At 72.5% G+C, this 26,171-nt stretch carries 24 protein-coding genes, 3 tRNA genes and 1 pseudogene; 12 read left to right on the top strand and 16 right to left on the bottom strand.

Going from position 1 to position 26,171, the window contains the following annotated elements:
- Nucleotides 1-7: 7 nt before the first annotated feature.
- Together AB0873_RS10950 and AB0873_RS10945 are read left to right on the top strand one after the other, a co-directional pair.
- Nucleotides 8-490, top strand: coding sequence for a hypothetical protein (locus AB0873_RS10950; RefSeq protein ID WP_366599456.1), 483 nt, complete (start codon nt 8-10; stop codon nt 488-490).
- A gap of 801 nt (nt 491-1,291) precedes the next feature.
- The gene (locus AB0873_RS10945) at nt 1,292-1,474 is read left to right on the top strand and encodes a hypothetical protein (protein ID WP_366599454.1); all 183 of its coding nucleotides are present in this window, start codon (nt 1,292-1,294) and stop codon (nt 1,472-1,474) included.
- 451 nt (nt 1,475-1,925) lie between these two features.
- On the opposite strand, the gene AB0873_RS10940 is transcribed toward AB0873_RS10945, so the two are convergent.
- Nucleotides 1,926-1,998 (bottom strand) — tRNA-Arg (locus tag AB0873_RS10940).
- Between the two features lie 35 nt (nt 1,999-2,033).
- Nucleotides 2,034-2,124 (bottom strand) — tRNA-Ser (locus AB0873_RS10935).
- Nucleotides 2,125-2,669: 545 nt separating this feature from the next.
- Between AB0873_RS10935 and AB0873_RS10930 the strand changes: the two genes are divergently transcribed.
- Nucleotides 2,670-3,884 carry a hypothetical protein gene (locus AB0873_RS10930; RefSeq protein ID WP_366599453.1) on the top strand — a complete coding sequence of 405 codons (1,215 nt, stop codon included), beginning with the start codon at nt 2,670-2,672 and terminating at the stop codon, nt 3,882-3,884.
- 147 nt (nt 3,885-4,031) lie between these two features.
- On the opposite strand, the gene AB0873_RS10925 is transcribed toward AB0873_RS10930, so the two are convergent.
- Nucleotides 4,032-4,802, bottom strand: a complete 771-nt coding sequence (locus AB0873_RS10925) for a CPBP family intramembrane glutamic endopeptidase (RefSeq protein ID WP_366599452.1) — start codon at nt 4,800-4,802, stop codon at nt 4,032-4,034.
- Between the two features lie 144 nt (nt 4,803-4,946).
- Here AB0873_RS10925 and AB0873_RS10920 point away from each other — a divergent pair, with 144 nt between their 5' ends.
- A complete protein-coding gene (locus tag AB0873_RS10920) occupies nt 4,947-6,065 on the top strand; it encodes a globin domain-containing protein (protein ID WP_366599544.1) in 1,119 nt (372 codons plus the stop codon).
- A gap of 216 nt (nt 6,066-6,281) precedes the next feature.
- Here AB0873_RS10920 and AB0873_RS10915 read toward each other — a convergent pair whose 3' ends face one another.
- Nucleotides 6,282-7,802, bottom strand: a complete 1,521-nt coding sequence (locus tag AB0873_RS10915; RefSeq protein WP_366599451.1) for a peptide deformylase — start codon at nt 7,800-7,802, stop codon at nt 6,282-6,284.
- A 282-nt stretch (nt 7,803-8,084) separates the two neighbouring features.
- On the opposite strand from AB0873_RS10915, the gene AB0873_RS10910 reads away from it, so the two are divergent.
- Nucleotides 8,085-8,861 carry an IucA/IucC family C-terminal-domain containing protein gene (locus tag AB0873_RS10910; RefSeq protein ID WP_366599543.1) on the top strand — a complete coding sequence of 259 codons (777 nt, stop codon included), beginning with the start codon at nt 8,085-8,087 and terminating at the stop codon, nt 8,859-8,861.
- Nucleotides 8,862-8,879: 18 nt separating this feature from the next.
- On the opposite strand, the pseudogene AB0873_RS10905 reads toward AB0873_RS10910, so the two are convergent.
- A pseudogene (locus AB0873_RS10905) lies at nt 8,880-10,171 on the bottom strand (hypothetical protein); the annotation flags it as partial.
- A gap of 321 nt (nt 10,172-10,492) precedes the next feature.
- Between AB0873_RS10905 and AB0873_RS10900 the strand changes: the two are divergent.
- Entirely contained in the window at nt 10,493-11,203 is a 711-nt protein-coding gene (locus AB0873_RS10900) for a class I SAM-dependent methyltransferase (RefSeq protein ID WP_155329732.1), read from the top strand.
- Nucleotides 11,204-11,233: 30 nt separating this feature from the next.
- Here AB0873_RS10900 and AB0873_RS10895 read toward each other — a convergent pair whose 3' ends face one another.
- The gene (locus AB0873_RS10895) at nt 11,234-11,767 is read right to left on the bottom strand and encodes a YbhB/YbcL family Raf kinase inhibitor-like protein (protein WP_366599450.1); all 534 of its coding nucleotides are present in this window, start codon (nt 11,765-11,767) and stop codon (nt 11,234-11,236) included.
- Nucleotides 11,768-11,990: 223 nt separating this feature from the next.
- Between AB0873_RS10895 and AB0873_RS10890 the strand changes: the two genes are divergently transcribed.
- On the top strand, nt 11,991-12,875 hold the full coding sequence (locus tag AB0873_RS10890; protein WP_366599449.1) for a sulfotransferase domain-containing protein: 885 nt from the start codon (nt 11,991-11,993) through the stop codon (nt 12,873-12,875).
- A 26-nt stretch (nt 12,876-12,901) separates the two neighbouring features.
- Here AB0873_RS10890 and AB0873_RS10885 read toward each other — a convergent pair.
- Nucleotides 12,902-12,988: transfer RNA gene (locus tag AB0873_RS10885), tRNA-Ser, on the bottom strand.
- Nucleotides 12,989-13,151: 163 nt separating this feature from the next.
- On the opposite strand from AB0873_RS10885, the gene AB0873_RS10880 reads away from it, so the two are divergent.
- On the top strand, nt 13,152-14,129 hold the full coding sequence (locus AB0873_RS10880; protein ID WP_366599448.1) for an NAD(P)H-quinone oxidoreductase: 978 nt from the start codon (nt 13,152-13,154) through the stop codon (nt 14,127-14,129).
- On the opposite strand, the gene soxR is transcribed toward AB0873_RS10880, so the two are convergent.
- The gene (gene soxR / locus AB0873_RS10875) at nt 14,126-14,563 is read right to left on the bottom strand and encodes a redox-sensitive transcriptional activator SoxR (RefSeq protein WP_155329728.1); all 438 of its coding nucleotides are present in this window, start codon (nt 14,561-14,563) and stop codon (nt 14,126-14,128) included. The genes AB0873_RS10880 and soxR overlap by 4 nt on opposite strands.
- A gap of 46 nt (nt 14,564-14,609) precedes the next feature.
- Between soxR and AB0873_RS10870 the strand changes: the two genes are divergently transcribed.
- Nucleotides 14,610-15,362, top strand: coding sequence for a transketolase (locus AB0873_RS10870; protein ID WP_366599447.1), 753 nt, complete (start codon nt 14,610-14,612; stop codon nt 15,360-15,362).
- A 2-nt stretch (nt 15,363-15,364) separates the two neighbouring features.
- Nucleotides 15,365-16,255: a transketolase gene (locus AB0873_RS10865; RefSeq protein ID WP_366599446.1), complete on the top strand. Its 891-nt coding sequence runs from the start codon at nt 15,365-15,367 to the stop codon at nt 16,253-16,255.
- Here AB0873_RS10865 and AB0873_RS10860 read toward each other — a convergent pair.
- Entirely contained in the window at nt 16,252-16,959 is a 708-nt protein-coding gene (locus tag AB0873_RS10860; protein ID WP_155329725.1) for a glycosyltransferase family 2 protein, read from the bottom strand. The two genes, AB0873_RS10865 and AB0873_RS10860, sit on opposite strands and share 4 nt — an antisense overlap.
- 277 nt (nt 16,960-17,236) lie before the next feature.
- Here AB0873_RS10860 and AB0873_RS10855 point away from each other — a divergent pair, with 277 nt between their 5' ends.
- On the top strand, nt 17,237-18,832 hold the full coding sequence (locus AB0873_RS10855) for a ricin-type beta-trefoil lectin domain protein (protein ID WP_366599445.1): 1,596 nt from the start codon (nt 17,237-17,239) through the stop codon (nt 18,830-18,832).
- Nucleotides 18,833-18,881: 49 nt separating this feature from the next.
- Here the strand turns inward: AB0873_RS10855 and AB0873_RS10850 are convergent, their stop codons facing one another.
- The 6 genes from AB0873_RS10850 to AB0873_RS10825 form a co-directional block, all read right to left on the bottom strand.
- A complete protein-coding gene (locus AB0873_RS10850; protein ID WP_366599444.1) occupies nt 18,882-19,466 on the bottom strand; it encodes a hypothetical protein in 585 nt (194 codons plus the stop codon).
- An 86-nt stretch (nt 19,467-19,552) separates the two neighbouring features.
- Nucleotides 19,553-21,007: a HAMP domain-containing sensor histidine kinase gene (locus AB0873_RS10845; RefSeq protein ID WP_366599443.1), complete on the bottom strand. Its 1,455-nt coding sequence runs from the start codon at nt 21,005-21,007 to the stop codon at nt 19,553-19,555.
- On the bottom strand, nt 21,000-21,692 hold the full coding sequence (locus tag AB0873_RS10840; RefSeq protein WP_366599442.1) for a response regulator transcription factor: 693 nt from the start codon (nt 21,690-21,692) through the stop codon (nt 21,000-21,002). Before AB0873_RS10840 ends, AB0873_RS10845 begins: the two co-directional genes overlap by 8 nt.
- A 73-nt stretch (nt 21,693-21,765) precedes the next feature.
- Nucleotides 21,766-22,281, bottom strand: coding sequence for a hypothetical protein (locus tag AB0873_RS10835; protein WP_155329720.1), 516 nt, complete (start codon nt 22,279-22,281; stop codon nt 21,766-21,768).
- Between the two features lie 118 nt (nt 22,282-22,399).
- Nucleotides 22,400-23,398: a phosphotransferase gene (locus AB0873_RS10830; protein ID WP_366599441.1), complete on the bottom strand. Its 999-nt coding sequence runs from the start codon at nt 23,396-23,398 to the stop codon at nt 22,400-22,402.
- 56 nt (nt 23,399-23,454) lie between these two features.
- Complete coding sequence (locus AB0873_RS10825; protein ID WP_155329718.1) at nt 23,455-24,627, bottom strand: acetyl-CoA C-acyltransferase; 1,173 nt, start codon at nt 24,625-24,627, stop codon at nt 23,455-23,457.
- 82 nt (nt 24,628-24,709) lie between these two features.
- On the opposite strand from AB0873_RS10825, the gene AB0873_RS10820 reads away from it, so the two are divergent.
- The gene (locus tag AB0873_RS10820) at nt 24,710-25,138 is read left to right on the top strand and encodes a PH domain-containing protein (RefSeq protein WP_366599440.1); all 429 of its coding nucleotides are present in this window, start codon (nt 24,710-24,712) and stop codon (nt 25,136-25,138) included.
- A 102-nt stretch (nt 25,139-25,240) separates the two neighbouring features.
- On the opposite strand, the gene AB0873_RS10815 is transcribed toward AB0873_RS10820, so the two are convergent.
- A complete protein-coding gene (locus AB0873_RS10815) occupies nt 25,241-26,152 on the bottom strand; it encodes a rhomboid family intramembrane serine protease (protein ID WP_366599439.1) in 912 nt (303 codons plus the stop codon).
- Nucleotides 26,153-26,171: the final 19 nt, after the last annotated feature.

The following is a 26,171-nucleotide window of genomic DNA, read 5'->3' as shown; positions in this document are numbered from 1 at the left end:
GAACGACGTGCTCGATTTAGTCTATTCCGCCGTCGTATTTGTGGTTATACCAAGCATAATGATCGCAATGCTCATGCTCGGCTTTTACGTTGCTCGCCGGGTATCGCGGGATTTTCGGCTATCGGCGATGGCCGGGCTGTGTGCGGGACTGGTCGGGTTCGCTATTTACGTTGTAGCCTCTTTCTCTAGGCTTCGATCCCCGGAGCTTGCACTCGATGGATTGCCAAGGTTCCACTGGATTCCGAGCATAATCGGCTTTGTTGTCGGATTCTCGGTACTGCTTCTCGTGCGATTCTTTCGGCTGACGGCAGGTTTGGTGGGGCTGATGGTCCTTTTTCTTACTTTCGCCGGCTCCACGTCCGCTTTCAGCTACTTCTTCGCATCTCCCCTTAGAGGATTTGCGATCTTCCTTGCGTTGAGCGCAATGTTCGGGATGCTTTTGAATGTTCTCCTATTTCCTGAACCGATACGCGAGGTTCTTAGATCTTAAACCGGACTAACCGCCTAGGAACAAGGAGCCCGCAGTGGTCGGAATCCCGCAAATCCTTCCCGAGGACCTGGTCCATTTCCTGTTCAATTTTGACCAGGGTCGCCACCTAGAGAGATTCTGTCAATCATGCGATGGAGTTACCGATCAGGTGATAATTAGCTACAGCGAGCTGCCGATTCTCCGGCGGAATGAGCTCGAGCGAGTACTGGGGAGGATCTTTGATGTTCTTCCCGGGATGAGATTGCTCGCTGGAAAACCCACCGTCTGCGCTTGCGGCTGTGTTAACCGCTGAGAACTTTGGGTCGCCCGCGCTGACACCGGACTTCGTCCGGTACAGGGGACAGCCGTCCCCTCGCTGGCCTTCACTGCAGGTCCCAGTACCGGGCGACACTGCGCCGCCACTTTGTCGTGTGCCGGGAGGGCTAGTGCGGTGTCGTCGGCCTGCAGGTAGTCGTTCTGGTTTGCGGTGCTGCCGGCTCCCCTTGAACACGCACCGAAGCAGTAGACTGCTTCATCTGGCCGGTTTGCGCATAGGAGATACACCGTCGTCGAGGGCACTGGCCGGGTACAGGCCGACGGCTGCTGGTGGGTAGCCCCGAACTGGCCCTGTGGATCGTGGACACGCAGGAGAGCCAGGCGGGTAGTGCGGGCCTCCTGGCCGCCACGCTGGCGTACGCAACGGACAGCGGGGACACCCTGGACGACTCACCTGCGCGCCGGAGTCGTTCAGCATCTCCCCCATATCCGGGGCCACGGCCACCGCGCCGCGTGCGCACCCGAGTGTTCTAACAGGGCGGCATCGTGATTGCCGGTCACGGCGAACTGCCGGACAACCAGCCGGGCGCGGATCAGGGCAGCGCGAGCCAGTGCCGCACGGGGACGGAGCGCCGAGCGCGCGAGATGGCGGCCGGCCAGTGGGACCGGGACCTGACCGAGCCATTCCCGGCCGCGCCGGGCACCCTTCAGCAGGGCCGCACCCGGTAGCGAGGCTCCGGCCGTCTGGACGTGCGAGCCGGTCGCCGGATGCCCGGACCGACACGTCCCCACTCCAGCCGCGCGGATTTGGCCCGGCTCGGCACGCTCGCGGCGGAGGCGGACCGGCTCGGCCGTGCACAGAACTCCGTCCACGCACGGACCACTGGAGGCTCCGTGTCGTACCCGCCTGACGGGTTCGCTGCTACCGCTCGTTCATGAGCCAAGCACATCGCAAACCCCGACCGACGAGGCCCATGCATCGATACAGGGAGATTGTTTGGATGATCCACTTCGACCCTATGGTCGCAACCAGACCGGACCCACCCGGGCCCCGTCGCACAAACCAGGACGTAGGGGATGCTCGTCGGACGAGCAGCCACCGAGCAGCCACATGTCCACAAGGGACGGGCAAACAAAGGACCCGACCCGCGTTTTCGCAGGTCGGGCCCTCATGATCTTGCGCGCCCGAAGGGACTCGAACCCCTAACCTTCTGATCCGTAGTCAGATGCTCTATCCGTTGAGCTACGGGCGCTGGTGCTCAGCCAGCCTACACGACCGACTTTCGCGCGGAGACTCCGGGATTCGAACCCGGGAGGGGCTTTAAAACCCCAACCGCATTAGCAGTGCGGCGCCATAGACCAGACTAGGCGAAGTCTCCCCGGCGACCCTTGGAGGCCACCGGGCCCGAGGATACAGGGCCCCGGCCATCGGGAGCAAAGCGACTTCCCCGGGACGCCCGACGAGGGCTCCGGGTCGCGGCGGATTCTCCGCTGTGCGGGGACGTGATCAAGACTACGCTCCATCGATATGCACGAGCAGCCGTCGAGCGAGCCGAACCGTCGAGAGCCTGCTGCCGGGGAGCGGCCGCGCTCCCCGAAGGCCACGTTCACCCCGCCCCCCGCTCCGGTGCAGCCCGCTCCGGCCGCCGACACCGGACAGCAGCGGGCAAAGCCGGCACCGACCGTGCTCTTCCAACCTCCCGCGCCGCAGCCGCCGGCACCCCGACAGCCCGACCCGGCACCGCAGTCCGAGGCCGGGACCGGGCAGCCGGAGTCGACACCGCCCTCCCGGGCCGGCCGGCTGGGCGCGGCAACGTCGGGCGAACCCACGAGCCCCGCACCGGAGCCGACACCGGTCGGACCCGAGGCGACCGCGACGGAGCCACCGACGGCACCGCCGGCAGGCGCACCGGCGACCGGCGACGTGACCGACGACACAGGCGGCAGTCCGTCCGCCCCGGCGTCCGGGAAGACCAGGGCGCCCCGGGCGAAGCGGACGGCGGCGAAGAAGGCCGCGTCCGGTCGCACCGCCCGGACCGATGCGGAGTCCCCGGCCGGCGTCGACGCCCCCGCTGCCGACGCGCCGACCGCCGGCCGCGCCCGGACGGCCACCAAGCGCACGGGCGCCACGAAGGCCGCGCCGAAGGACGGCCCCACCCGCCCCCGCAAGACCACCCGCACGGCAAAGAAGCCGGCGACCGAGCAGGAGGGCCTGACCACGGCGGTCCCTCCGGCGGCGACTCCCGCGTCCAACGCGGAAACCACCGCACCCCATCAGGCAGACCCTCCGGGAGCCGCCACCACGCCTGACGCGCAGGCCCACGTGGAGACCACGGCACCGCAGCAGGACACCCCGGCGGACGCTCCGGCGGCAGCCGGCGCGTCGACGGCCGAGGACGATTCCACGGCGACCGCCCCGCACGGCGGGACGCCCGCACCCGTTCCGGCCGCCACGACCGCTCCGCGACCGGCGGAGCCGGCCGAGCCGCCGGCCCTGACGCGTACGCCCGCGGTGGTCGCCCGGCGGGTGCTCGACCATCCGGGGTACGCGCCGGAGCTGCTCGCCCTCGCCGCCGTGCAGGGCGTCGGACCTCGGGCGCGTGACTGGGCCGAGCGGCTGCGGTCGGCGTACCCGAAGGCGACGGGTGACGGCCTGGCCCGGCTCGCCACCCGGCGGTACGTCCGGCAGGCCGGGGTGGGTGGCGCGGCGGCCGCCCTGGCCGGCGTGTTCGCGCCGGTGGCGGAGTTGGGCGCGGTGCTGTGGACGCAGGCGAGCCTGGTGCTGCACCTGGCGGCGGCGTACGACCGGGATCCGACGCACCCGGACCGGGCGGTGGAGTTGCTGGTGCTGACGCAGGTGCACCCGGACGAGGACAGCGCCCGGGCGGCGCTCCGGGCGGCCCGGGCGGCGGACGGGCCGGGCGAGGCGCCCTGGCCGCGGGCGGTGGAGGCCGCCTGGCGGCTGGCCGCGCCGCTCGCGGCGCAGGCGGGTGGCTGGCTGGCGTTGCGGCTGGCGTCCCGGCTGCTGCCCGGCGCAGCGGCGCTCGCGGCCGCGACCGGCGACGCCGCGGCGACCGAGCGCCTGGCGGCCCGCGCCGTCGCGGCCTACCGACCGGCGCGCGCTGCCCGCATCGGCTGAGATCCCAACAATTCCCCTGGCATCGCGGCCTCCCCGGCCTCGGGACACCGCGATGCCGGAGGCATCGTGACCCGGGACAACTCGCGCCGGCCCGCGCCGCGAGCGGACACGGGCACGCCGAGCCCGGTCGAAGACCGCCGGACCCGGTCAGAGCCAGTCGAACCAGTCCCGCGGGAGCAGGGCGTAGCCGACGAAGGCCACGATGTCGAGCAGGGTGTGCGCCACCACCAGCGGCATCACCCGCCGGGTCCGCAGGTAGAACAGGCTGAACACGACGCCCATGACGGCGTTGCCGAGGAAGGCGCCGAAGCCCTGGTAGAGGTGGTACGAGCCGCGTAGCAGCGCACTCGTCGCGATGACCGCGCCGAACCGCCACCGGAGCTGCCGGAGCCGGGTCATCAGGTACCCGACGACGATCACCTCCTCCAGCACCGCGTTCTGCACGGCGGCGAGGATCAGCACCGGAACCGTCCACCACAGGTCGGGCAGTGCGGCGGGCACCAGCGTGGCGTTGAGGCCGAGCTGCGCCGCCACCCAGAACAGGGCCAGGCCGGGCAGCCCGATCAGCGCGGCCAGGCCGGCGCCGCGGGCCAGGTCCTGACCGGGCCGCCGGGCGTCCAGGCCGAGGGTCCGCGCTGGGGCACCGGGGTCCCGGGCCAGCAGGTGTACGGCGAGCAGCACCGGCAGCAGGGCGAACGCGATGCCGAGCACCTGGTACGTGAGGTCGAGGTAGGGCCGGGCGGACCGGGACGTGTTCAGCGCCGCGGTCTGCGCCGAGAGCGGGCCGTCGGCGGTGAGCTTGGCGACGATCGACACGAGGGCGTAGACGGCCGACTGACCGAGGGACAGGCCGAGCACCAGCATCGTCTCGGTGCCGAGGGTCCGGCGGGTCACCGGGCGGTCGAGCTCGAGGGTCACCGCACCACTGTGCCTGACCGGCGGGCCGACCGGCAGCGCCGAGGAGACCTCATGAGCTGGTCGCACATTCTGTGCGACCGGTCGGCACTCTCCGTGGACATTCTGTGGTTGCCCGATCCCCGCACGGAGAAGGAGCACGCTCCCGTGGACAACGTCGCGCGGCTGCTGAAGGAGAGCTGGACCCTGGTCGAGGAGCACCGGGACCGGCTGAGCGGTCACTTCTACGCCCGGCTGTTCCTGCTCGACCCCGAGCTGCGCTCGCTCTTCCCGGTGCAGATGTCCGGCCAGGGCGACCGCCTGCTGGAGGCGATCATCACCGCCATCCACACCGTGGACGACCCGGAGAGCTTCGACGAGTTCCTCCGCTCGCTGGGCCGGGACCACCGCAAGTACCACGTCGACGCGGCGCACTACGAGACGATGGGCGTCGCGCTGCTGGACGCGCTGCGCAGCACCGCCGGCGACGGCTGGAACCTGGAGTACGACCAGGCGTGGCGGGACGCGTACGCGGCGATCTCGGCGAAGATGCTCGCCGGCGCGGCGGCGGACGACGACCCGCCGTTCTGGCACGCCGAGGTGCTCACCCACGAGCGGTACGGGCTGGACACGGCGGTGCTGACCGTCCGCGCGCTGCAGCACCCGCTGCGCTGGAGGGCGGGCCAGTACCTCAGCGTCGAGGTGCCCCGGTACCACCCGCGGGTGTGGCGCACGTACTCGGTGGCGAACGCGCCGAACGACGACAACGTGCTGGAGTTCCACGTGCGGACGCCGCAGGGCGCGGGGTGGGTCTCCGGCGCGCTGGTCCGCCGGGTGAAGCCGGGTGAGCTGCTGCGGCTGGCGGCGCCGATGGGGTCGATGACCCTCGACCGGTCGTCGGAGCGGGACATCCTCTGCGTCGCGGGCGGTGTCGGGCTCGCCCCGGTCAAGGCCCTCGTGGAGGAGTTGGCGACCTACAACCGGACCCGCTGGGTCCACGTCTTCTACGGCGCCCGCACCCGGCAGGACCTGTACGGTCTCGCCGGGCTCCAGGAGATGGTCGCTGCTCACCCCTGGCTGTCGGTGACGCCGGCGTGCAGCGAGGACGACGACTTCGACGGCGAGCTGGGCGACATCTCCGAGGTGGTCGGCCGGTACGGGCCGTGGACGGCGCACGACTGCTACATCTCGGGTTCGGCCCCGATGGTCCGGGCCACGCTGGGCGTACTGGCCGGGGACGACGTGCCGCCGGAGCGCACCCGGTACGACACCTTCGGCGAACTGTAGGCATTTTCTCCCCCCAGGGACCGGGGCGCGTGCCTCCGCCCGCTCGGGCACGCGCCCCGGTCCCCCCGAACGGGCGGACCGGCACCGCCCCGCACGACCACGTCCGCCCTGCCGTCCTTCCCACCTGGGTGGACGTGGTCGTGCCGCCGGGAGAGGGCGGCCGTCATGGCTGGCGAGGCCGTCGCCGCCCAGGCGACGCGGAGCCCGGGAGCGGCGTCAGTAGCGCCAGGGCTGACCGGAGTAGCGGTACTCCTCGACGGGCACCAGCGGCACCCCCGGCGCCATCCGGTCGACGTAGAGGCGCCCCTCCAGGTGGTCGATCTCGTGGGCCACGAGCCGGGCCATGCCGTAATCGAACGAGGTGATGATCCGGCCACCGTCGACGTGGGCGTGTTCGACGTCGATCCGGAGCGGACGGGGCACCAGGCCCCGGTGGTCGAAGAAGGAGAGGCAGCCTTCGTACTGCTCGTCGACGTCGGGGGACGCGTCGACCACGCGGGGGTTGAGCAGGACGACCGGTTCGGCGCCGCGGTCCGGTGGCCGGACGACGGCGGCGGCCCGCCCGATGCCGAGCTGGGGGGCGGCGATTCCGACACCCTTGCTGAACGGGTGCAGCTCGTCGAGGCGGAGCAGCGCCCCGGCGAGCCGTTCCACGACGGTGCGGGCCACCTGCTCCTCGCGCGGCAGGTCGAACGGCTGGGTGGGCTGGCGCAGCAGGTCGGCGCCGCGTTGGACGATGCCGAGGCCGCGCATGCGGTCGCTGGGCCGGACCCGGCCGGGGTCGTCCGGGTGCCCCTCGGTTCGGGCGCGGAACCGCCACTGCATCCGGTAGCGGGCGTTCAGCGGCGGGTCGTCGGTCGCCCAGTCGAAGACCACCCGGTCGCCGGCCTCGCGGCGGGCCACCGGGGTGCGGAGCGGGCCCTCCTCCGCGGAGAGCGAGGTCTCCGCGCCCCAGACCTGGGGGTCCAGCGCCGCCGGCAGGTCCAGGCGTACGGCGAGGTGCCGCGTCGGTACCCGGACGGCCCGCTGGAACCAGGGGCCCCACTTGTCCGCCCCGACGTGGTACGCGTACTCGATGGTGGCGCGGTCGCCGGGGTAGAGCGGGAAGCGGCGGTCGGCGTTCTCGAAGAGGAGCCAGATCTCCTTGAAGGCGTCCCGGTCGTGCTTGGCGCGCCAGTGCATCGCTTCGCGTTCGCCCGCGTCCAGCCGGTGCGCACGCAGTTGCAGCTCGGTGAAGGTGAGCGGGTGTTCCCGGTGGTGCCGGTTGGACCGGCCCGGGTCGGCGGGGTAGCGGTCGACGGCGACGCGGACCAGGTAGCGGGTGACCGGTTCGGTCCCGGCGTTGTACAGCTCCCGCCGGATCACGCACCGGTACGCCTCGTCGAGGTAGGTGAGCGTGGCCTGTTCCCGCTCGACGATGAGGCCGGTGCCGGGTGGGAGCCACTGCCCGGGGATCGGGGACTCCCGGTGGTGGGCCTTGTCACTGCGGGCGTGCCGCAGTTCGTCGTACTCCCGGAAGCGCTGCCAGATCGCGCCGCTGGCCTCCAGGACGGCCTCCGCTCGGCGGGCGAAGTCCTCGGTGGGGCGATGTCGCCGCCCCTCGACGTGGCTGACGTACGACGGGTCGAACCCCATGAGCGTCGCCAGCTGTTTCTTGGACAGTCCCCGTCCGGTCCGGTGCCGGGCGAGTTCGGCGGCGAAGGAGTCGGCAGCCCGATCGAGCGGTGAGGTCGTCATCAGCTTCCTCGTGGCCGGGAGTATTCAGTTTCACGTTCCGTCGCCGGTTGTGTACACAACTGCCACCTTGCCGACACGAGCCTTGACGAACGAGCGACAGACGTCGATACTCCGGCCGCCGTTTCCCGAGCCGGACGCCGGGTAGAACCCGCCTGAGCGCGAGCGGGCCGGTCAGCCATCCGACTGAGGTGAGCCTTTCCTTCGCCCGATCGCTGTGGTTAGGCTAGCCTTAGCTCAGCGACGGGGCGTTTCGAACGGGGGACGAGTCAGGTGACAGCGGTCATGCCGGGGCGGGAGACCGCCGCCACGCTGGCACCGGTCACCGCGGCCCTGCGTCAGATGTTCGGCACCGACGACGTGCCCGGGCTCGCCCGCGGCCTGCTGGTGGCCGACGAGCTCGGCTGGGCTCCCGCGACCGAACTGGTCGACGGCACGCGGCTCCCCGAGTTCCTCCGCGCGGCCACCGCCCGCTGGGGTGGCACACCGCACGCCTGCGCCGCGCTCGCGTGGAAGTCGTACAGCTACTGGACCGCGCTGCCGGTGGTGCTCGGCTGGGCCTCGGCCCGGCGGGTGCCCCTGCTGACCCCCGCCGACGTGCTGATCCACTTCGAGGACCACCGACCGCTGCTGACGATGGGTCTGCGCCGGTCGACCACCGTCGCCGTGCTGCCGGGCGACCCGCTGGCGCTGGCCGGCCTGCCCGAGGTGCGGGTCGTGGCCGACGAAGCGGAACTGCTCCAGGCGCTCCGGGCCTCGCTCCTCGACGCCCACCTGGCTCCGATGATCGCGGCGATCCAGGCGGAGGTGCGGATCGGCACCCGGACGCTGCTCGGCTCGGTGGCCTCCGGCATCGCGCACGGGATCCTCCGCGCCGCCGACGGCCTGCCGGGCTCCTCGGTCGCGACGATCGACACCCTGCTCGGCGCGCTCGACCTGCGCGACCTGGTGGACCTGGTCCCCGGCCCGTCCGGCGAGCCGACCGTCCAGCGCCGCACCTGCTGCCTGGCGTTCACCCTTCCCAACCCCAAGATCTGCCAAGGGTGCTGCGTCCGCCAGTGACCGGCCGGACGCCGGCCGTCAGTCGGTGAGTTCGCGCACGTCCCAGAGCCAGACACCCCCGGTGTACGTCGGCCGGACCCCGGTCAGCTCCGTCATGCCGCGGCGCAGCGCGTCGGCGTACGGGTGCGGGCCTAGCACCACCGCCCCGGCCCGCCAGTACCGCAGGTCGTCCACGGCGGCCACCCGGGCCCGCGGGGTGATCGGCGGCACCGCCCCGGTACGCCGGATCAGGCCGAAGTAGTCGCTGGTCGGGCGGGGCGGCGCGGTGAACAGCGCCACCCGGTGCTTCCCGGGGCGGGGGTCCGGGCCGAGAAAGTAGCCCCGGGCGATCGGCATCTCCAGCCCGGTCTCGGCCGACCAGCGCAGCGGATCGGCGTAGTGGGCGTCCGGAAGCGGCAGCGTGACGATGCTGCGCCCGCCCGCCACGTACGGGCGCCAGGCGCCGGAGGTGACGAAGGCGGGCGTGGGGTCGAGCCGTGCCGCCGGCAGTGGGGTGGGAAGCAGCGGCAGGAGCGCCATCACCAGCACGGTGCCGGTGGCGAACCGGACCTGTGGCCGGGCGTCCGGGTGCCGGGCGGCGAGCGTACGGGCGCACTCCACGCCGTACGCCAGCAGCAGCCCGATGATCGGGGTGATCGCCAGGGACCAGCGGGTCGGCACCACCGAGTAGCAACCCCAGCACGGCCAGCCCGCGGACGACGGGCTCGCGCCGCAGCCACCAGACCAGCGCGACGACGAGCACCACCAGCGGCCAGCCGAAGAACGCGTTCTCCTCGGTGGGGTTCTTCGCCAGGCCCGTCGCGCCGCGCTCGTTCCCGGCGAGGGACTCCCGCGAGTACGCGACGAAGGACGCGAGGTCGGTGGAGTAGCCCCGGATGAGGCGCGACAACCCCTGGTAGGCGCCGGGTCCGAAGAACTGGACGGAGAGCGGGTACGCGAGCAGGACGAGCGCGACCACGGCGGCGACCCCCAGCCCGGCGAGGAAGGGACGGGTCCGCCGGCGTAGCTCGGGCCGGCCGAGGGCGAGCGCGACCACGACGACGCCGAGGCCGATCGCGGTCATCAGCAGGATCTCCAGGTTGATGAAGGCCTGCCAGACGATCACCAGGGCGAGCGGTACGCCGTTGCGCAGCCAGCGTCCCGGATCGCCGAGCCGCAGGGTGCGCCAGATGATCAGCGGAACCACGAACTGCGAGACGATGTTCGGGTGGGCGTTGGCGTGGGAGATCATCGCCGGCGCGTACGCGCAGAAGGCCGCCCCGAGCCAGGCCGGTCGCACGCGAGCGGAGCAGCACCCGGGAGAGCAGGAAGACGAACTCGGTCACCACCCGCGCGCCGTGCGCCATCCGCCCTCGTCGGGCCCTCCACCCGCGCCCCGGCTCCCGGTAGCGCCGGCAGGTGCGCCCGATTCCGGAGTAGTCATGACGATTCGCAGAGTAGTCGGCTATCGACCTGCCGTGACATGTTTCGGTGGGCTGGGTACCATGTGCCGGGTTCGCCGACCGCCGATCACGTGCCCGCCCCCGACACAATTCGGCCACCACCGTGCCCCGATTTGTTCTGCCTTCGATGCGGATGATTGACTCTGTCGGTCCAGGCGCGGATCGAGTCACACCGTGAGGAATCGACGCATGGCAGAAATCACCGGAGATCAGCGCGTGCAGTCCGAGGTCCTGGAGGGTCTCGCGACCGCGGTGAACCACCGTCGCTGGTTCGTCGAACTCGCGCTGCCGTACCTCGGTGACAACCCGATCGAGATCGGCAGCGGTCTCGGTGACTACGCCCTGGAGTGGGCCGAACGGCTGCCGCGTTTCACCGCCACGGAGGCCGACCCGGACCGGCTGGTCGCGCTCAAGGAACGGCTCGCCGCCGAGCCGTCCGTCGAGGTGCGCCAGATGCTGCTGCCCCACTCGGAGCAGGGCGACTACAGCGCCGCGGTGTCGTACAACGTACTGGAGCACATCGAGGACCATGTGAGCGCGCTGCGCAGCATGCGCGACCTGGTCCGCCCGGGCGGTGCCGTGATCATCATCGTGCCGGCCTTCGAGTTCGCGATGAGCCCGGCCGACATCGCCACCGGCCACGTCCGGCGCTACACCAAGAAGACCCTGGCTGCCGCGATGACCGAGGCCGGCCTCACGGTGGAGAAGATCCACTATGCCAACGCGCTCGGCCTGATCGGCTACTTCATGGCGACCAAGGTCCTCCGGCTGATGCCGAAGGAGGGCCCGATGGTCAAGGTGTACGACACCCTGGTGCTACCGGCCACGAAGGCGGCCGAACAGCGGATCCGTCCCCCGTTCGGCCAGTCCGTCTTCGCGGTGGCCCGCACCCCGTCCTGACCCGGGCCCCCTCCGGCGGTCCGGCGCGGGTTACTCCTTCACCTGGTAGGTGGGGCGGATGACCGCGCGGGCCAGGGTGTGGAAGGCCAGGTTGAAGCCCACGTACGCCGGGGTGGCCTCCGGGGTCACCTCGAGGCGCTCCACGTCCAGGGCGTGCACCGCGAAGACGTACCGGTGCGGGCGGTCACCCGGCGGCGGGGCCGCACCCCCGTAGCCCTGCTCGCCGTAGTCGTTGCGGACGGCGAACCCACCGGCGAAGTCGGTCTCGCTCGCTGCCCGGGGCAGCTGCGTGACGCTGGCCGGCAGATTGACCAGCACCCAGTGCCAGAAGCCGCTGCCGGTGGGCGCGTCCGGGTCGAAGCAGGTCACCGCGAAGCCCTTGGTCCCGGCCGGGAAGTCCGACCAGGCCAGGTGCGGGGAGACGTTGTCACCGCCGCCGCCGGGGTGGGCGTGGGCCGCGCCCATCGGCTCGCCGTTCTGCACGTCGTCGCTGGTGAGCGTGAACGACGGCACGGTCGGCAGCAGCTCGTACGGGTCCGGGGCGATCGGTCGTTCCAGGGTCATCGGGACGGATCCTTCCGGTGAGCGCGATTTCTCCTGCGCACCTTCATACCCCGCCGACGCCGGCCAGCGAACCGGAAGCGCCGCTGCGCCCCCGTGCGGAGGGCGGATTCAAGGCTCGGCGGCGTCGAGCAGGTCCCGCCAACCGGCGGGGCGGCGGAGCCGGGCGCTGACGCACGCGAATCTGAGACTGTCCTCCGCCCCGGCGGCGCGGTAGGTTCGCAAGGTGGCCGGTCAAACCGTCAGATTGGTTAAGCAACACACGCCTGATTCGCTGCGGGTCCTGGCCCGACGAGCGATGCTCGAAGCGCACAATGCGCGACTGCGGATCACCGTTCCGGTAATCACGAAGTGTCAGTACGAGAACATCTACCACTACGCGGTACACAAGACCGGAAGCCAATGGATAAAGGACCTGCTCAGCGACCCGGTCGTTTATCGCTACTCCGGATTGCTGCCCTACATCCCGCGCCTCTCCCGGCGGCCTCAGCGGTCCGTCCCCCCACCCGGCCACATGGCGTTGTCCGTGTTCCTCCCGTACGAACGCTACCGAGCCATCCCGAAACCCGATAGCCATCGGGCGTTCTTCGTACTCCGGGATCCCCGCGACATCGTCGTCTCGAGCTACTTCTCGCTCCGAAACTCACACGCACCCATGGGGGACATTCCACGGATTCGAAAGCTCCTCCAGGAGAGCCCGACGAAGGACGGGATGGTGCACGTCGTCAACTACCTCTCCGAGAAGGGCCTTTACCGGACGCTCCGGTCGTGGGCACTCGCGCCGAGCGCGGACACGTTCCGTCTCTTTCGTTACGAGGATCTGACCGGGGAACGGCAGCTGGACGAGGTGGATCGACTGCTGCGCCATTGCGGCATCTTCATCCCGTCGTCCGAGCTGGAAGCCCTCCTTTCCCGCTACAGCTTCTCCAGAATGCAGGGCGACCGGGGGAACGCGCGGTCGACCTCCCACTACCGGAAAGGAAAGGCCGGCGACTGGCGCAACCACTTCGATGACGGGGTCTACGAGGCTTTCGACGCAGCGGCGGGCGACCTCGTCAAGCTCCTCGGATACCCCGCACATGACCAGTCCGGTCACGCCTCGGGCGGGTAGAGCCTGACGCCCGTCACCGTTGTGAGCGGAGGGTGTGGGATTCGAACCCACGAGGACGTTGCCGCCCTACCGGTTTTCAAGACCAGCGCCATCGGCCACTAGGCGAACCCTCCCGGCCCGCGCACCCCGCTGGGATACGCGACCGTGCCTAGTCTGCCACGGCGGCCCGCCGCGTGAACGCGCACGTCCACCGCGGCGCCGGGCGTCCACAGTGGGATGCGCCGCTTCGTCGGGGATGCGTCGCCGGCCGCCGGACCGGTGCGGTAGACAGGGACCATGCACGCCATCACGATCCCGGAGCCCGGTGGACCCGACGCCCTGGTCTGGGCCCAGGTGCCCGATCCGGAGCCGGGCCCCGGCGAGGTGGTCGTCCGGGTGCGTGCCAGCGCGGTGAACCGGGCGGACCTGCTGCAACGGCAGGGGCTGTACCCACCGCCGCCGGGCGCGCCCGCGTACCCGGGTCTGGAGTGCTCCGGCGTGGTGAGCGCGACCGGCCCCGACGTGACCGGGTGGTCGGTCGGCCAGGAGGTGTGCGCGCTGCTGGCCGGCGGCGGGTACGCGGAGCGCGTGACCGTGCCGGCCGGGCAGTTGCTGCCGGTGCCGGCCGGCGTCGACCTGGTCGACGCGGCGGCCCTGCCCGAGGTGGCGTGCACGGTCTGGTCGAACGTGGCGCAGCTGGCCGGGCTGACGAAGGGGGAGACGCTGCTGGTGCACGGCGGCGGCAGCGGGATCGGCACGTTCGCGATCCAGCTCGGCGCGGCGCTCGGCGCGACGGTCGTGGTGACCGCGCGGGCGGCGAAGCACGACGCGCTGCGGGAGCTGGGTGCCGCGCACACGATCGACTACCGGGAGCAGGACTTCGTCGAGGAGGTCCGGCGGTTCACCGACGGCCGGGGCGCGGACGTCATCCTCGACATCATGGGCGCCTCCTACCTGGGACGGAACGTCGCCGCACTGGCGACCGGGGGCCGGCTCGTGGTGATCGGCATGCAGGGTGGCCGCAAGGGTGAGCTGGACCTCGGCGCGCTGCTGGCGAAGCGGGGGACGGTGGCGGCGACGGCGCTGCGGTCCCGGCCGGTCGAGGAGAAGGCGGAGATCGTCCGGGGCGTACGCGAGCAGGTGTGGCCGCTGGTCGAAGCGGGAAGGATCCGTCCGGTGGTGGACCGCCGGCTGCCCATGGCGGACGCCGCCGCGGCGCACCGCCTGGTCGAGTCGAACGAGCACGTCGGCAAGGTGCTGCTGACCGTCCCCTAGCCCGGGAGCACCAGCCGCGCGCCGGGGCCCTCGCCGCTCAGCGTGTCGCCGGGGTTGTAGAGGGCGCAGCGCCGCAACGACAGGCAGCCGCAGCCGATGCAGCCGTCGAGGTCGTCGCGGAGCTTGGCCAGCAGCCGGATCCGCTCGTCCAGCCGGTCCCGCCAGACGCGGGAGAGCCGGGCCCAGTCCTCCGGGGTGGGGGTCCGGGCGGACGGCAGCGAGTCGAGCGCCTCGCGGATCTCGTCCAGCGAGATGCCGACCTGCTGCGAGATCCGGATGAAGGCCACCCGGCGCAGCTCGATCCGCGCGTACCGGCGCTGGTTGCCGCCGGTTCGTTCGGCCCGGATCAGCCCGAGCCGCTCGTAGTAGCGCAGCGCGGACGGCGCCACGCCGCTGCGCTCGGCGAGCTGGCCGATGGTCAGTGACTCCTGCATCACGTCGCCTTGAGTTGAAGTTGACTTGAACTTGCAGGCTATCCGCATGACCAGACTCGCCACCACCTCGCGGCTCATCGAGGCCGCCGCGCCCCTCGACGGCCGGCAGGTTGTCATGTCCCACGACGACCGGCACGCCGTCGCGCCGCTGCTGGACCGGGTCCGCGCGGGCCGGGAGTTCGGCGCGAACGTGTACTCCACCCTCGACGTGCTCTGGGTGCTCTACGACCGGGTCCTGCGGGTCGGTCCGGGGACCCTCGACGACCCGGACCGGGACCGCTTCCTGCTCTCCAAGGGGCACGCGGTCGCCGGCTACTACGCGGTGCTCGCCGCGAAGGGTTTCATCCCCGTCGGCTGGCTCGACGACCAGGGCGGCCCGGCCAGCCGGCTCGGCGACCACCCGGACCGGATGCTCGTGCCGGGGGTGGAGATCGGCTCCGGCTCGCTCGGCCACGGCCTCGGCCTCGGCGTGGGCACCGCGCTCGGGCTACGGGCCCAGGGGCTGCTGGACCCCCGGGTGTACGTGCTGGTCGGCGACGCCGAACTGGACGAGGGTTCCAACCACGAGGCGATCACGTACGCGGGCGCCACCGGGCTGGCGAACCTCACGGCGATCGTCGTCGACAACTCGTCCGCCACGCACGGCTGGCCCGGCGGCGCGGCAGCCCGGTTCACGGTCGACGGCTGGACCGCGGCGACTGTCGACGGGCGTGACCACGACGCCCTGCACACCGCCCTGACCGGGCAGGACAACCACCGGCCGCACGTCGTCGTCGCGGTCGTCGACACCGGGGAGTGACCGTGCGCGACAGCTTCATCGACACCACCATGGCGCTGCTGGCGGCGGACCCGCGTACGGCGCTGGTCCTCGCCGACATCTCGGCCGCCCAGTTCGCCCCGGCCGCGGCCCGCCATCCGGACCGCGTGATCAACGTGGGCATCCGCGAACAGCTGATGGTCGGCGTGGCCGGCGGGCTGGCTTTGACCGGGCTGCGGCCGATCGTGCACAGCTACGCGCCGTTCCTCGTCGAGCGGGCGTACGAGCAGCTCAAGCTGGACCTGGACCACCAGGGCGCAAGCGCCGTGCTGGTCAGCGTCGGCGCCTCGTACGACCGGGCGGCCGCCGGGCGCACCCACCTGTCGCCGGCCGACGTCGCGCTGATCGACACCCTTCAGGACTGGACCGTGCACGTGCCGGGGCACCCGGGCGAGGTGCCGGCGCTGCTGCGCGCGACGGTGGCCGCCGACACCTCGGCGTACGTACGCCTGTCGGTCCTGCACAACGACCGGCCGTACGGGGGCGACGGCTCGCTCCGGGTGATCCGGGACGCGGGGCCGGGCGCGCCGCTGCTGGTGGCGGTCGGGCCGGTCCTGGCCGCCGCGCTGGCGGCGACGGCCGACCTGCCGGTCACGGTGGCGTACACGCACCGGCCGCGACCGTTCGACGTCGCCGGACTGCGGGCGCTCGCCGGCACCGACGTGATCCTGGTGGAGCCCTACCTCGCCGGGACGTCGAGCCGGGTGGTCACGAACGCGCTGGCGGACCGCCCGCACCGGCTGCTGGCGCTCGGCGTCCGGCGGCGGGACCTCCGGCGGTACGGGTCCGCCGAGGACCACACCCGCTGGCACGGGCTGGACGCGGCGGGGCTGCGCCGATCGGTGACCGACTTCCTGGCGCCGGCTCTGGTCTAGGGCCGGTCCTGGGAGCGGGGGCGGCGGCGGGCGCGCTCGCGACCGAGGATCCAGAGCGCCTCGACGCCGTCCTTCCAGGTGATCTTCTTGCCCTCCTCGCGGTTCCGCGCGCGGTAGCTGATCGGGACCTCGTACGGGCGGATGCGGCGGCGCAGCAGCTTGCCGGTCACCTCGGCCTCCATGCCGAAGCCCCGGGAGCGGACCTCCAGCGAGCGGTACAGGTCGACCGGCATGAGCTTGAAGCAGGTCTCCAGGTCACCGATGTAGGAGTTGAACAGGACGTTCGCCGCCATGGTGACGCCCTTGTTGCCCATCACGTACCAGAAGCTGTAGGCGCTGTGGCTGCCGAACGTGCGGTTGCCGTAGACGACGGTGGCGCGGCCGTCGAGGACCGGCGCGAGCAGCTTGGGGATGTCCTGCGGGTCGTACTCGAGGTCGGCGTCGAGGATGACCATGTACTCGCCGTCGGCGCTGTCGACCGCCGTCCGGATCGCGGCGCCCTTGCCGGCGTTGCGTGGATGGGTGATGACGCGCAGCCGCGCGTCATCGGCGCGGCCCAGGATCTCACCGGTGCCGTCCCGGCTGCCGTCGTTCACCACCACGAGTTCGATCTCGCACGGGTAGTCGACCGCCAGAGCCTGCTTCAGGGCGTCCGCGATGCGTTCTTCCTCGTTGTAGACCGGCATGAGGATCGAGAGCTTCACGGAATTCTCCCGGGTAACGGACATTACGGTGCCACAGCCTACCCTGCCGGCGGGCTCCGCCCGACGGTCGGCCACTGTCCGACCGGCTCGTTCCCGCCGATGAACGGCCGGTCGTCGCCTCGCGGCGCACCGATCGGCGCCCGCGATACGCCCGGATCGCCCGGTTCGGCAGCGGGCGCGCAACCATTCTGAGACGTATTCACATACCTGCATCAAGCGCGTTACCGTCCGGTAACTCGATCGACGTCCCACGATCGAGCCGGAAAGGAGTGCGTCGATGCTTGGCATCCCCAGGCGCGGACGGACGACCCGACGGAGAACCCTCACCGCCGCGATCGCCGCCGCTCTCGTCCTCCCGCTGCTCGGCCTGCCGGCCGCCCCCGCCGGCGCAGCCGACCGTCCGACCGTCCAGCCACTCCCCGCCCACCTCGAGGCGATCCGCGCCGCCGAAGCCACCGCGCTCTACGGGTCGCCCGACATCCGCCCCCTGGAGCAGCGCCACACCTCGCTCGTCACGATGGGCGACAGCGAGATCTCCGGAGAGGGGGTCGGCAACTACGTCCCCGGCACGCACCAGCCCGGCAACTGGTGCGACCGCTCGTACGACCAGGCGGTGTTCCGGACCGGCATCACCGCCGACGTGAAGTACAACATCGCCTGTTCCGGGGCGACCCCGTGGAACCTGATCGCCGGCGGCCCGACCCAGCACAACGAGCTGAACCAGGGCGACCACCTCGGCATCAAGGCCCGCAACACCCACGTCAAACTGATCTGGGTCGTGGTCGGCGCCAACGGCGACGGCACCATCCAGTTCGGCCCGGTCGCCACCGACTGCGCCGTCCGCCGGGTGTTCTTCCAGGGTCCGTGCTGGCCGACCTACACCGACCAGTGGACGATCCGCACCGACGGCAGCCGGCGCGCCGTCGAGGACGCGCTCCGCGACATCCGGCAGACCATGACGAAGGCGGGCTACCTCACCTCGGACTACGAACTGGTGCTCATGTCGTACCCGAGCCCGGGCAGCCCGGACGTCGAGGACAACCCGAACTTCCCCGGCTGGTACGCGGGCGGCTGCCTGATCTACCTCGCCGACGCGGCGTTCGCGCGGAACAAGGCGGTGCCGCTGTTCGAGACGGCCCTCCGGGCGGCGGCGGCGAACACCGGCACCCGCTACCTGGACGCGAGCCGGCTCTTCCACGGCCACGAGGTCTGCATGGACGTCACGGCGGTACGCGGGCTCTACATCGAACTCGGCATCTGGGACGAGAACGCGGCCCGGCAGTCGTTCCACCCCAACTACCGGGGCCACGGCATGTTCGCCCAGTGCATCACACAGTTCTACGCCTCCGGCCAGGACCGGGCGACCTGCGTCGACCCGGCCAGCACCGGCACCGGCGTGCTCTACCCCGGCCTGTTCGAGTTCCGGCAGCTCCGCAACGGCGCCACCGGCACCTGCGTCGACGGCCGGGGGTACGACTCGCGCAACGGCACCGTCCAGCAGTCGTACGGCTGCCACGGCGGTCGCAACCAGGGCTTCTGGTACGACGCGACGCGCCAGTCGCTGCACTCCGAACTGTCGCACGACCGGTGCCTGGACGTGGCCGGCGGGTCGTTGACCGCCGGCACGGCGGTCAACATCTACGACTGCCACGGGGGCGCGAACCAGAAGTTCGTGTTCAGCGGCCGGCAGATCAAGGCCGCCGGCAACACCAACCTCTGCCTGGCGTTCGACAACCCGTGGCTCGGCACCCCACGGCTACGGTTGGCGACCTGCTCGACGAGCAGCCGCCAGCAGTGGTCCTTCGAGTCCCGCACCTTCGCCAACCCGGTCGGCTACGGCCACGACGACTTCATCGGCTCGCGCGTCTACTGAACAGGCGGGAGCCCCCGGCCGACCCGGCCGGGGGCTCCCTCGCGGGTACCTACTTGCCGCGCGGAAGGACGATCAGGCGGGCGACGCCGTTCTCGCCATCCTTCGCGCCGGCCACGCCGAGCACGCTGCCGACCGCGACCGCCTCGGGCTGCACCGTACGGCGCCGCTCCAGCACCCGCAGCTCGGGGCCGAACGTCCAGGTCATCGTGAACCCGTCGGTGGACTTCACGGTCATCTTCTGCCCGTCGATCGCGGTCACCTCGCCGCGCTGGACGGCGACGGTCTTCGTACCGCCGTCCTTCGTCTGCACCACGACCTCGCCGTGCAGGGTGTTCTTCCGCAGCAGCACCCGGGCCTGCCGGCGCTTGCGCCACTCCTCGGCACGCTCCCGGCGGTCCGGCGCCGCGGAGGCCGACGGCGACGGCGAGGCCGGCGCGGCGACCGTCGCCACGTCCATCTCGGCGGGGTCGAAGCCCATCGCGGCCAGCGCCTGCCCCTCGACGCCCATCGCCGCGGCGACCTCGACGGCCGCCTCCCGCGCCGGTTCACCCGCCACCTGGGCCGCGCCGCAGCCGGTGACACCGAGCGTGACCGCCGCGAGCAGCGTGGTGGCGGCGAATCCCCAACGTGCCATGACTCTCCCTCTCGTCGCTCCGTGTGGCCGCGCAAGCCGCGACTCCGACACGGGAACCAGCCTGCCCCCGCCGGGCCAGCGGTGCGTCAGGCCGATGTTCGGGTCAGGTAAGGATCCGGCGGCAGCCGAACGGTGAACGCGGCGCCGCCCTCCGGCGCGTGCCCGGCGGTGATGTCCCCGCCGAGCCGGCGGACCAGGCCCGCGGCGAGCGCCAGCCCGAGGCCGCTACCGACCTTGCGCACCCCCCGGTACCGCTGGTGCAGGGCACCGCGCTCGAACGCCACCGCCAGGTCGTCGTCGGTGAAGCCGGGCCCGCCGTCCCGGACCTCCACCACCCCGCCGTGGGCCGGGTCCGCGCCCGCCGGCCGGACCGCGAGCACCACCGGCGCCCCCGGGGGTACGACCCGCAGCGCGTTCTCCAGGAGCCCGTCCACCACCTGCCGGATCCGGCCCGGATCGGTGTACGCGGGCACCGGCCGGTCGGGAATCTCGGCCCGGAACGGCACCCCCACGGCGGCGCACCGGGCGGCCCAGGCGGGTTCCGCGTCGGCGGCCAGCCGGGTCAGGTCGACGCGCACCGGTTCGAGGGGAAAGTCGGCGGCCTCCAGCCGCGCCAGCGCCAGCAGGTCGCTCACCAGCCGGTCCAGGTGCTCGGCCTCGGCCAGCACGGTACGGCCGGTGCCGGTCACCTCCTCCGGGCCGATCACCCCGTCGGCCAGGGCCTCGGCGTACCCGCGGATCGCGGTCAGCGGGGTCCGCAGCTCGTGGGAGACCGAGAGCAGGAACTCCCGCTGCCGCCCTTCGCTGGTGGCGAGCGCGGCCGCCAGTCCGTTGAGGGCCTCCGCCAGGTCCGCCACCTCCTCGGGCGGCTCGACCGGGATCCGGACCGCCCGCTCACCGGCCCGCAGCCGCGCGGCGGCGGCGGCCGCGTGCCGGATCGGCCGGGCCAGCCGGCGGGCGAGCAGCGTACCGGCGACCACGCCGGCCGCGAGCCCGGCGAGCAGCGGCAGCCAGAGACTCCGGATCACCTGCCCCCACACGCCGCCGCGCTCGACGGCTCGGGCGAGCACCACCCCGTCGCCGCCCGGCAGGGCGCGCCCCTCGACCAGGGCCGGCCGCCCGGCGACCGGCCGCCGGCCGGAGAAGTTCCGGCCCTCGGCGACGCGCTGCACCACCCGGGGCGGCAGGCCGGGCCGGTCCACCACGCCGTCCCGGACCAGGTACGCCTCGATGCCCTGCAGCCGGAGCTGCCGGATCAGCCGCTCCTCGTCGCCGGTCCGGGGTGTGCCCAGCCGGCTCCGCAGCGCCTCGGCGGCCAGCCGGGCCTGGGCGGCCAGCGCCCGCTGCTCGCCGCGCTCCACCCCGCGTACCGCCAGGGGGATCCCGACGAGCGCGGTGACCAGCACCGAGATCAACGCGACCGCGCAGGTCACCAGTACCGCACGGGAGGTCAGCGTACGGCCGGACCGGGGGCGGGGAGCCGGGTACGCCCCGGTCACCGGCAACGCGACGGTCGGCGGGTCCACCGGGTGGTCACGCATCGGCGGCGTACCCCACGCCCCGGTGGGTGCGGATCACACTCGCCGCACCGAGCTTGGCGCGGACCTGCGCCACGTGCACGTCGACGGTGCGGGTGCCGGCGTGTGCGGCGTACCCCCAGACGGCGGCGAGCAGTTCCTCCCGGGTGAACACCCGGCCGGGGCGGGCCATCAGGTGGGCGAGCAGGTCGAATTCGGTGGACGTCAGGTGGACCGGGGCGCCGGCGGCGGTCACCGTGCGCCGGCCCGGGTCCAGGGTGACCGGGCCGACCGCGCGGGGGCGGTCCGCGCTCTCCGGTGGCCCGGCGGTGCGCCGCAGGACCGCCCGGACGCGGGCCACCAGTTCGCGGGGGCTGAACGGCTTCGTGACGTAGTCGTCGGCGCCGAGTTCGAGGCCGACGACCCGGTCCACCTCGTCGTCGCGGGCGGTGAGGAAGATGACCGGTGTCCAGTCGCCGGCGTCGCGCAGCCGGCGGCACACCTCGGTGCCGGCGAGACCGGGCAGGGTGATGTCGAGGACACAGGCCACCGGGCGGAGTCGGCGGGCGGCGGCCAGGCCCGCCTCGCCGTCGCGTTCGAGGTGTACGCCGAAGCCGTCCCGGGTCAGGTAGAGCCGGACCAGGTCGGCGATGGACGGCTCGTCCTCCACGACGAGGACGAGCCCGCGGGGCGGCGTGTCGACGGTCACCGGCCCATGATGGCCGACCGGGACGATGCCGGAGTGTCCGGGACGTGTTCGGGTTCGGTAAGGACGTGCCCGGTCAGCGGACCACGACGGGACGGAAGGCGGCAGGCCGAGCGGCGGCCGGCGCGGCGTCCCCGATGGTGGCCACCAGCCGCTCGCGCGCGGGCCGTACCCGGGTGCGGAAGGCGTGGTTGAGCAGGGCGTCCAGCTGCCACATCTGCTTCGGGTGCCGGGTACGGATGAGGAACCGCTCCCGGACGCCGTCGATCGCGGTGGCGGCGAGCTCGATCGAGTGCAGCCGCGGGTCGGGGCTCCAGGTGACGTTGCTCAGCTCGCGCAGCTCGGTGTTGAGGTGCAGGCGCAGCCGGTGCAGGACCCGGGTCTGCTGGGTGACGACCAGTCGACGGTGGGTCAGCAGCAGCAGGTACTCGCCGGCCACCGAACGGTCGGGGCGGCTGCAGCGGGTGACCAGGATGGTGGCGTCGCCGGAGCCGACACAGCGGCGGAAGACCGGCATGTGCCGGCTGGCGGTCTGCATCGCCACGCCGGCCTCGGCGGCGGCCGGGAGGAACGTTCGGGAGAAGACGTCCATGCTCTGCCCAACGACGCCCGAGCAGGGGTGACGTGGGCCACTCGGCGGAATTTGCAAGTTGCACGTCCGCCGTCGCACCGGGGGTGCGACGGCGGACGTGCACCGGTACCCGGCGGTCCTACACCGGGTTGGGGGCGAGCAGTTCCCCCAGCCAGCCGGGCACCGCCTCGGCGTACTCCCGGCGGGCCGGGTCCGGCGTGTCGAGGGCCCGGCGCCAGGACAGGGATCGGCTGACCGTGGTGACCCGCATGGCGGTCCCGGCCAGCTCGCGCAGCGTCGCCCGGTCGTGCCGGCCGGTCCACGGCTCCAGGTACGCGTCCCGCAGCCGCACCAGCGTCGGGTCGTCCCCCGCCAGCTCGGCCGAGTACGCGACCGACCGGAGGGTCACCAGCAGCGTGCCGAACGGATGGGCCAGCGAGGCGTCGCCCCAGTCGAAGAACCGGTACCCGTCCCCGGCCACGAAGACGTTGCCGTCGTGCAGGTCGTCGTGCTGCACGGTGGCGGCGACAGCCGAGTCGGCGAGCCGCCGGCAGTCCTCGGCGAACGTGTCCCGGTACGCGCGCAGCCGCTGGTGCGCCTCCGTGCCGAGCCCGCCCTCGGCACCGAGCAGCAGGGATTCCTCGTCGTCGAGCAGCTCCTCGAACAGCTCCGGCAGCACCTGCGGCCGGTGGTCGGGCAGGCCCAGGGCGAGCAGTTCGCCGGCGTGCGCGGCGGCGGCGAGCTGCAGGTCGGCGTACTCCGGCAGGACCCGCTCCCAGCGGGAGAGGTCCCGGTCCCGGGACAGCACGTCCCGCAGCGACTCCCCGCCGGCGGGCAGCAGCGACCAGCCGCGCCGCGGGTCCACGGCGATCGGGTCCAGCACCCGGCCGGGGGCCAGCCGGGCCAGCGCGGCCACCAACCCGGCCTCGTGCACGGTGCCCCGGTTGTTGGCCTTGAACCAGACGTCGCCGTCGTCGGTCGGGACGCGCCAGACCAGGGACCACGGCCGGAGCCGGGCCTCGACCGGCCCGGTCACGTGCCGGCCGTGCGGCCGGAGCTGCTCGGCGACCCAGGCCAGGGCGGTGTCGCCCCAGCGCGGGTCGGCCCAGTCGGTCTGCGGAGTTCCGGTGGTGGTCACGCCGGGCAATGTAGGCCGCCGGCCGGCGGGCCGGCGACCTGATTGCCCGTCGCGGGTCAGAGCAGCTCGACGATGGTCGCGTTGGCCATGCCGCCGCCCTCGCACATCGTCTGGAGGCCGTAGCGGATGTTGTTGTCGCGCATGTGGGCGAGCATCGTGGTCATGATCCGGGCGCCGGAGCCGCCGAGCGGGTGCCCCAGGGCGATCGCGCCGCCCCGCGGGTTGAGCCGCTCCGGGTCGGCCTCGGTCTCCGCGAGCCAGGCCAGCGGCACCGGGGCGAACGCCTCGTTGACCTCGTACACCCCGATCTCCTCGATGCCCAGCCCGGCACGGCGCAGCGCCTTCGCGGTGGCCGGGATGGGCGCGGTGAGCATGGCCACCGGGTCGTCGGCGGCGACCACGGCGGTGTGGATGCGGGCCAGCGGACGCAGGCCGTGCCGGCTGGCCCACTCGGCGGTGGTGACGGCGAGCGCCGCCGCGCCGTCGGAGATCTGCGACGCGGACCCGGCGGTGACCACGCCGTCGGGCCGGAACGGGGTGGGCAGCTCGGCCAGCTTCTCCAGCGACGTGTCGCGGCGGATGCCCTCGTCGGCGCCGAACTTGCCGCCGTCGGCGAGGGCGACCGGCGCCAACTCGGGGTCGAAGGCGCCGGCGTCCTGCGCGGCGGCCGCCTTCTCATGGCTGGCCAACGCGAACTCGTCGAGTTGGGTGCGGGAGAAGCGCCAGCGCTGGGCGATCAGCTCGGCGCCGACCCCCTGGTTGAACGGGAGCGGGGAATCCTCGGCGACACCCTCGACGCCCCGGTAGCGCTCCAGGATCGCCGGGCTGAACGGCATGCCGCCCCCCACACTGGAGCCCATCGGCACCCGGGTCATCGACTCGACACCACCGGCGACGACCAGATCGGCCTGCCCGGACAGCACGGTCGCGGCGGCGAAGTGCAGCGCCTGCTGGCTGGAGCCGCACTGCCGGTCGAGGGTGGTGCCGGGCACGGACTCCGGCCAGCCGGCGGCGAGGACGGCGTTGCGGGCGACGTTCCACGACTGCTCGCCGACCTGCGAGACGCACCCCCACATCACGTCGTCCACCTGGGCCGGGTCGATGCCGGTGCGCTCGGCGAGGGCGCGCAGCACGTGCGCGGACAGGTCGACCGGATGCACACCGGCGAGGCTTCCCTTGCGCCGCCCCACGGGGGTGCGTACGGCGCCGACGATGACTGCGTCACTCATATCTACTCCCCGGTAACCTGGCTGGCTTCGATCGTACGTCGCCGCCCGACCGGCCGTCTCGCCCCACTGGCATGCTGAGTGCGTGGATGCGGAGTCGGGCAGGCGGGAGTGGCGGGTGTCGGCCGCCCTGCCGGCGGTCAAGGCCGGTGGCGCGGTCGCCCTGGTCGCGCTCGGTCTCCTGTTGGCCGACCGGGACCCGGTCCGGCTCGTCCTGGCCGGGGCGGTCGCCGTGGCCCTGCTCGTCTGGGCCACCCGGGACGTACTGGCGCCGGTCCGCCTCGCCGTCGACCCGGACGGGTTGACCGTCGTCCACGGCTTCGCGGGGCACCGGCGGCTGCCCTGGTCGCAGGTGGAGGCCGTCACGGTCGACCGGCGGACCCGGCTCGGCCTGGCCAGCGCCGTCCTGGAGGTGGACACCGGGGAGTCGCTGCACCTGTTCGGCCGCTACGACCTCGACGCCGACCCGGCCGAGGTCGCCGAGGAGCTGAACGCCCTCCGGCCGGCATCCTGACCGGCGTGCGCGGGGCCTGACCGCACGGCCCCCGGCGCGCGGCGGTCCGGCGTGCGGCGGCCTGGCGTGCGGCGGCGGGCCCCACCGCGGGTGAGCCCGTGGTCAGGCGAGCAGGGCGGCGGTGCGGATCAGCGCCAGGCCGAGCAGCGCCGCCACGATCACCGCGCCGCCGGCGGCCTGCACCATCGTGCGCCGCGAGCGCGGGGCGTACGCGAGGACGAGAGCCATCAGCCCGCCGACCGCGAGGCCGCCGAGGTGCCCGGGGATCGAGATGCCCGGCACCGTCAACGTGAAGACCAGGTTGATCACCAGGATCGGGATGACCTGCGAGATGTCCCGACCCATCCGGCGCTCGATGACGATCAGCGCGGCGAAGAGCCCGAAGATGGCGGTCGACGCGCCGGCCGTGGGCCGGTTCTGCTCGGTGAAGACGTAGGCGAGGACGTTCCCGCCGAAACCCGAGATCAGGTAGAGCGCGGCGAAACGCAGCCGACCGAGCTGGGCCTCCAACGACCGGCCGAGCACCCAGAGCGCCCACATGTTCAGCAGCAGGTGGATCACGCCGAAGTGCAGGAACATCGCGGTGACCAGGCGGTACCACTCACCCTCGGCGATGCCGCCGACCGTCCCGTTCGGCAGGATCGCCGCGCCGAGCACGGAACCCCAGTTGGTGAGGGGCGTGCTGTCGCCGAGCAGCCCACCGAAACCGTTGCCGCCGATCACCGCACCACCGCTGCCGGCGGAGGCGATGGACAGCAGCATGACCAGCACGTTGATCACGATCAACGCCTTGGTCACGTAGCCGTGCCGGCCGGCGGCACCGCCACCGAAGGCGGTGCGCGCCGGCCGTACGCTGCGGCGCCCCTCGTTGACGCACTCCGGGCACTGGAACCCGACCGACGCCTCGCGCATGCAGTCCGGACAGATGGACCGGTCGCAGCGGGTGCAGCGGACGTACGTCTCCCGGCCGGGGTGCCGATAGCAGACCGGGGTGGTCGGCGGGGACTCGCTCACCGGTCGGTCCTGGTGCCCG

It is taken from the genome of Micromonospora sp. NPDC047707 (assembly GCF_040704235.1).
In the GTDB taxonomy this organism is placed as follows: Bacteria; Actinomycetota; Actinomycetes; order Mycobacteriales; family Micromonosporaceae; genus Micromonospora.
This window is presented reverse-complemented; position numbering and strand designations above follow the sequence as displayed.

Bases quoted from the DNA above. Each gene is read 5' to 3' on its own strand.
- AB0873_RS10850 (WP_366599444.1), bottom strand. From the start codon at position 19,466: ATGGCACGTTGGGGATTCGCCGCCACCACGCTGCTCGCGGCGGTCACG.
- AB0873_RS10915 (WP_366599451.1), bottom strand. From the start codon at position 7,802: ATGACGACCTCACCGCTCGATCGGGCTGCCGACTCCTTCGCCGCCGAA.
- AB0873_RS10910 (WP_366599543.1), top strand. From the start codon at position 8,085: ATGCCGGGGCGGGAGACCGCCGCCACGCTGGCACCGGTCACCGCGGCC.
- AB0873_RS10895 (WP_366599450.1), bottom strand. From the start codon at position 11,767: ATGACCCTGGAACGACCGATCGCCCCGGACCCGTACGAGCTGCTGCCG.
- AB0873_RS10855 (WP_366599445.1), top strand. From the start codon at position 17,237: ATGCTTGGCATCCCCAGGCGCGGACGGACGACCCGACGGAGAACCCTC.
- AB0873_RS10845 (WP_366599443.1), bottom strand. From the start codon at position 21,007: ATGCGTGACCACCCGGTGGACCCGCCGACCGTCGCGTTGCCGGTGACC.
- AB0873_RS10835 (WP_155329720.1), bottom strand. From the start codon at position 22,281: ATGGACGTCTTCTCCCGAACGTTCCTCCCGGCCGCCGCCGAGGCCGGC.
- AB0873_RS10900 (WP_155329732.1), top strand. From the start codon at position 10,493: ATGGCAGAAATCACCGGAGATCAGCGCGTGCAGTCCGAGGTCCTGGAG.
- AB0873_RS10880 (WP_366599448.1), top strand. From the start codon at position 13,152: ATGCACGCCATCACGATCCCGGAGCCCGGTGGACCCGACGCCCTGGTC.
- AB0873_RS10825 (WP_155329718.1), bottom strand. From the start codon at position 24,627: ATGAGTGACGCAGTCATCGTCGGCGCCGTACGCACCCCCGTGGGGCGG.
- AB0873_RS10870 (WP_366599447.1), top strand. From the start codon at position 14,610: ATGACCAGACTCGCCACCACCTCGCGGCTCATCGAGGCCGCCGCGCCC.
- soxR (WP_155329728.1), bottom strand. From the start codon at position 14,563: ATGCAGGAGTCACTGACCATCGGCCAGCTCGCCGAGCGCAGCGGCGTG.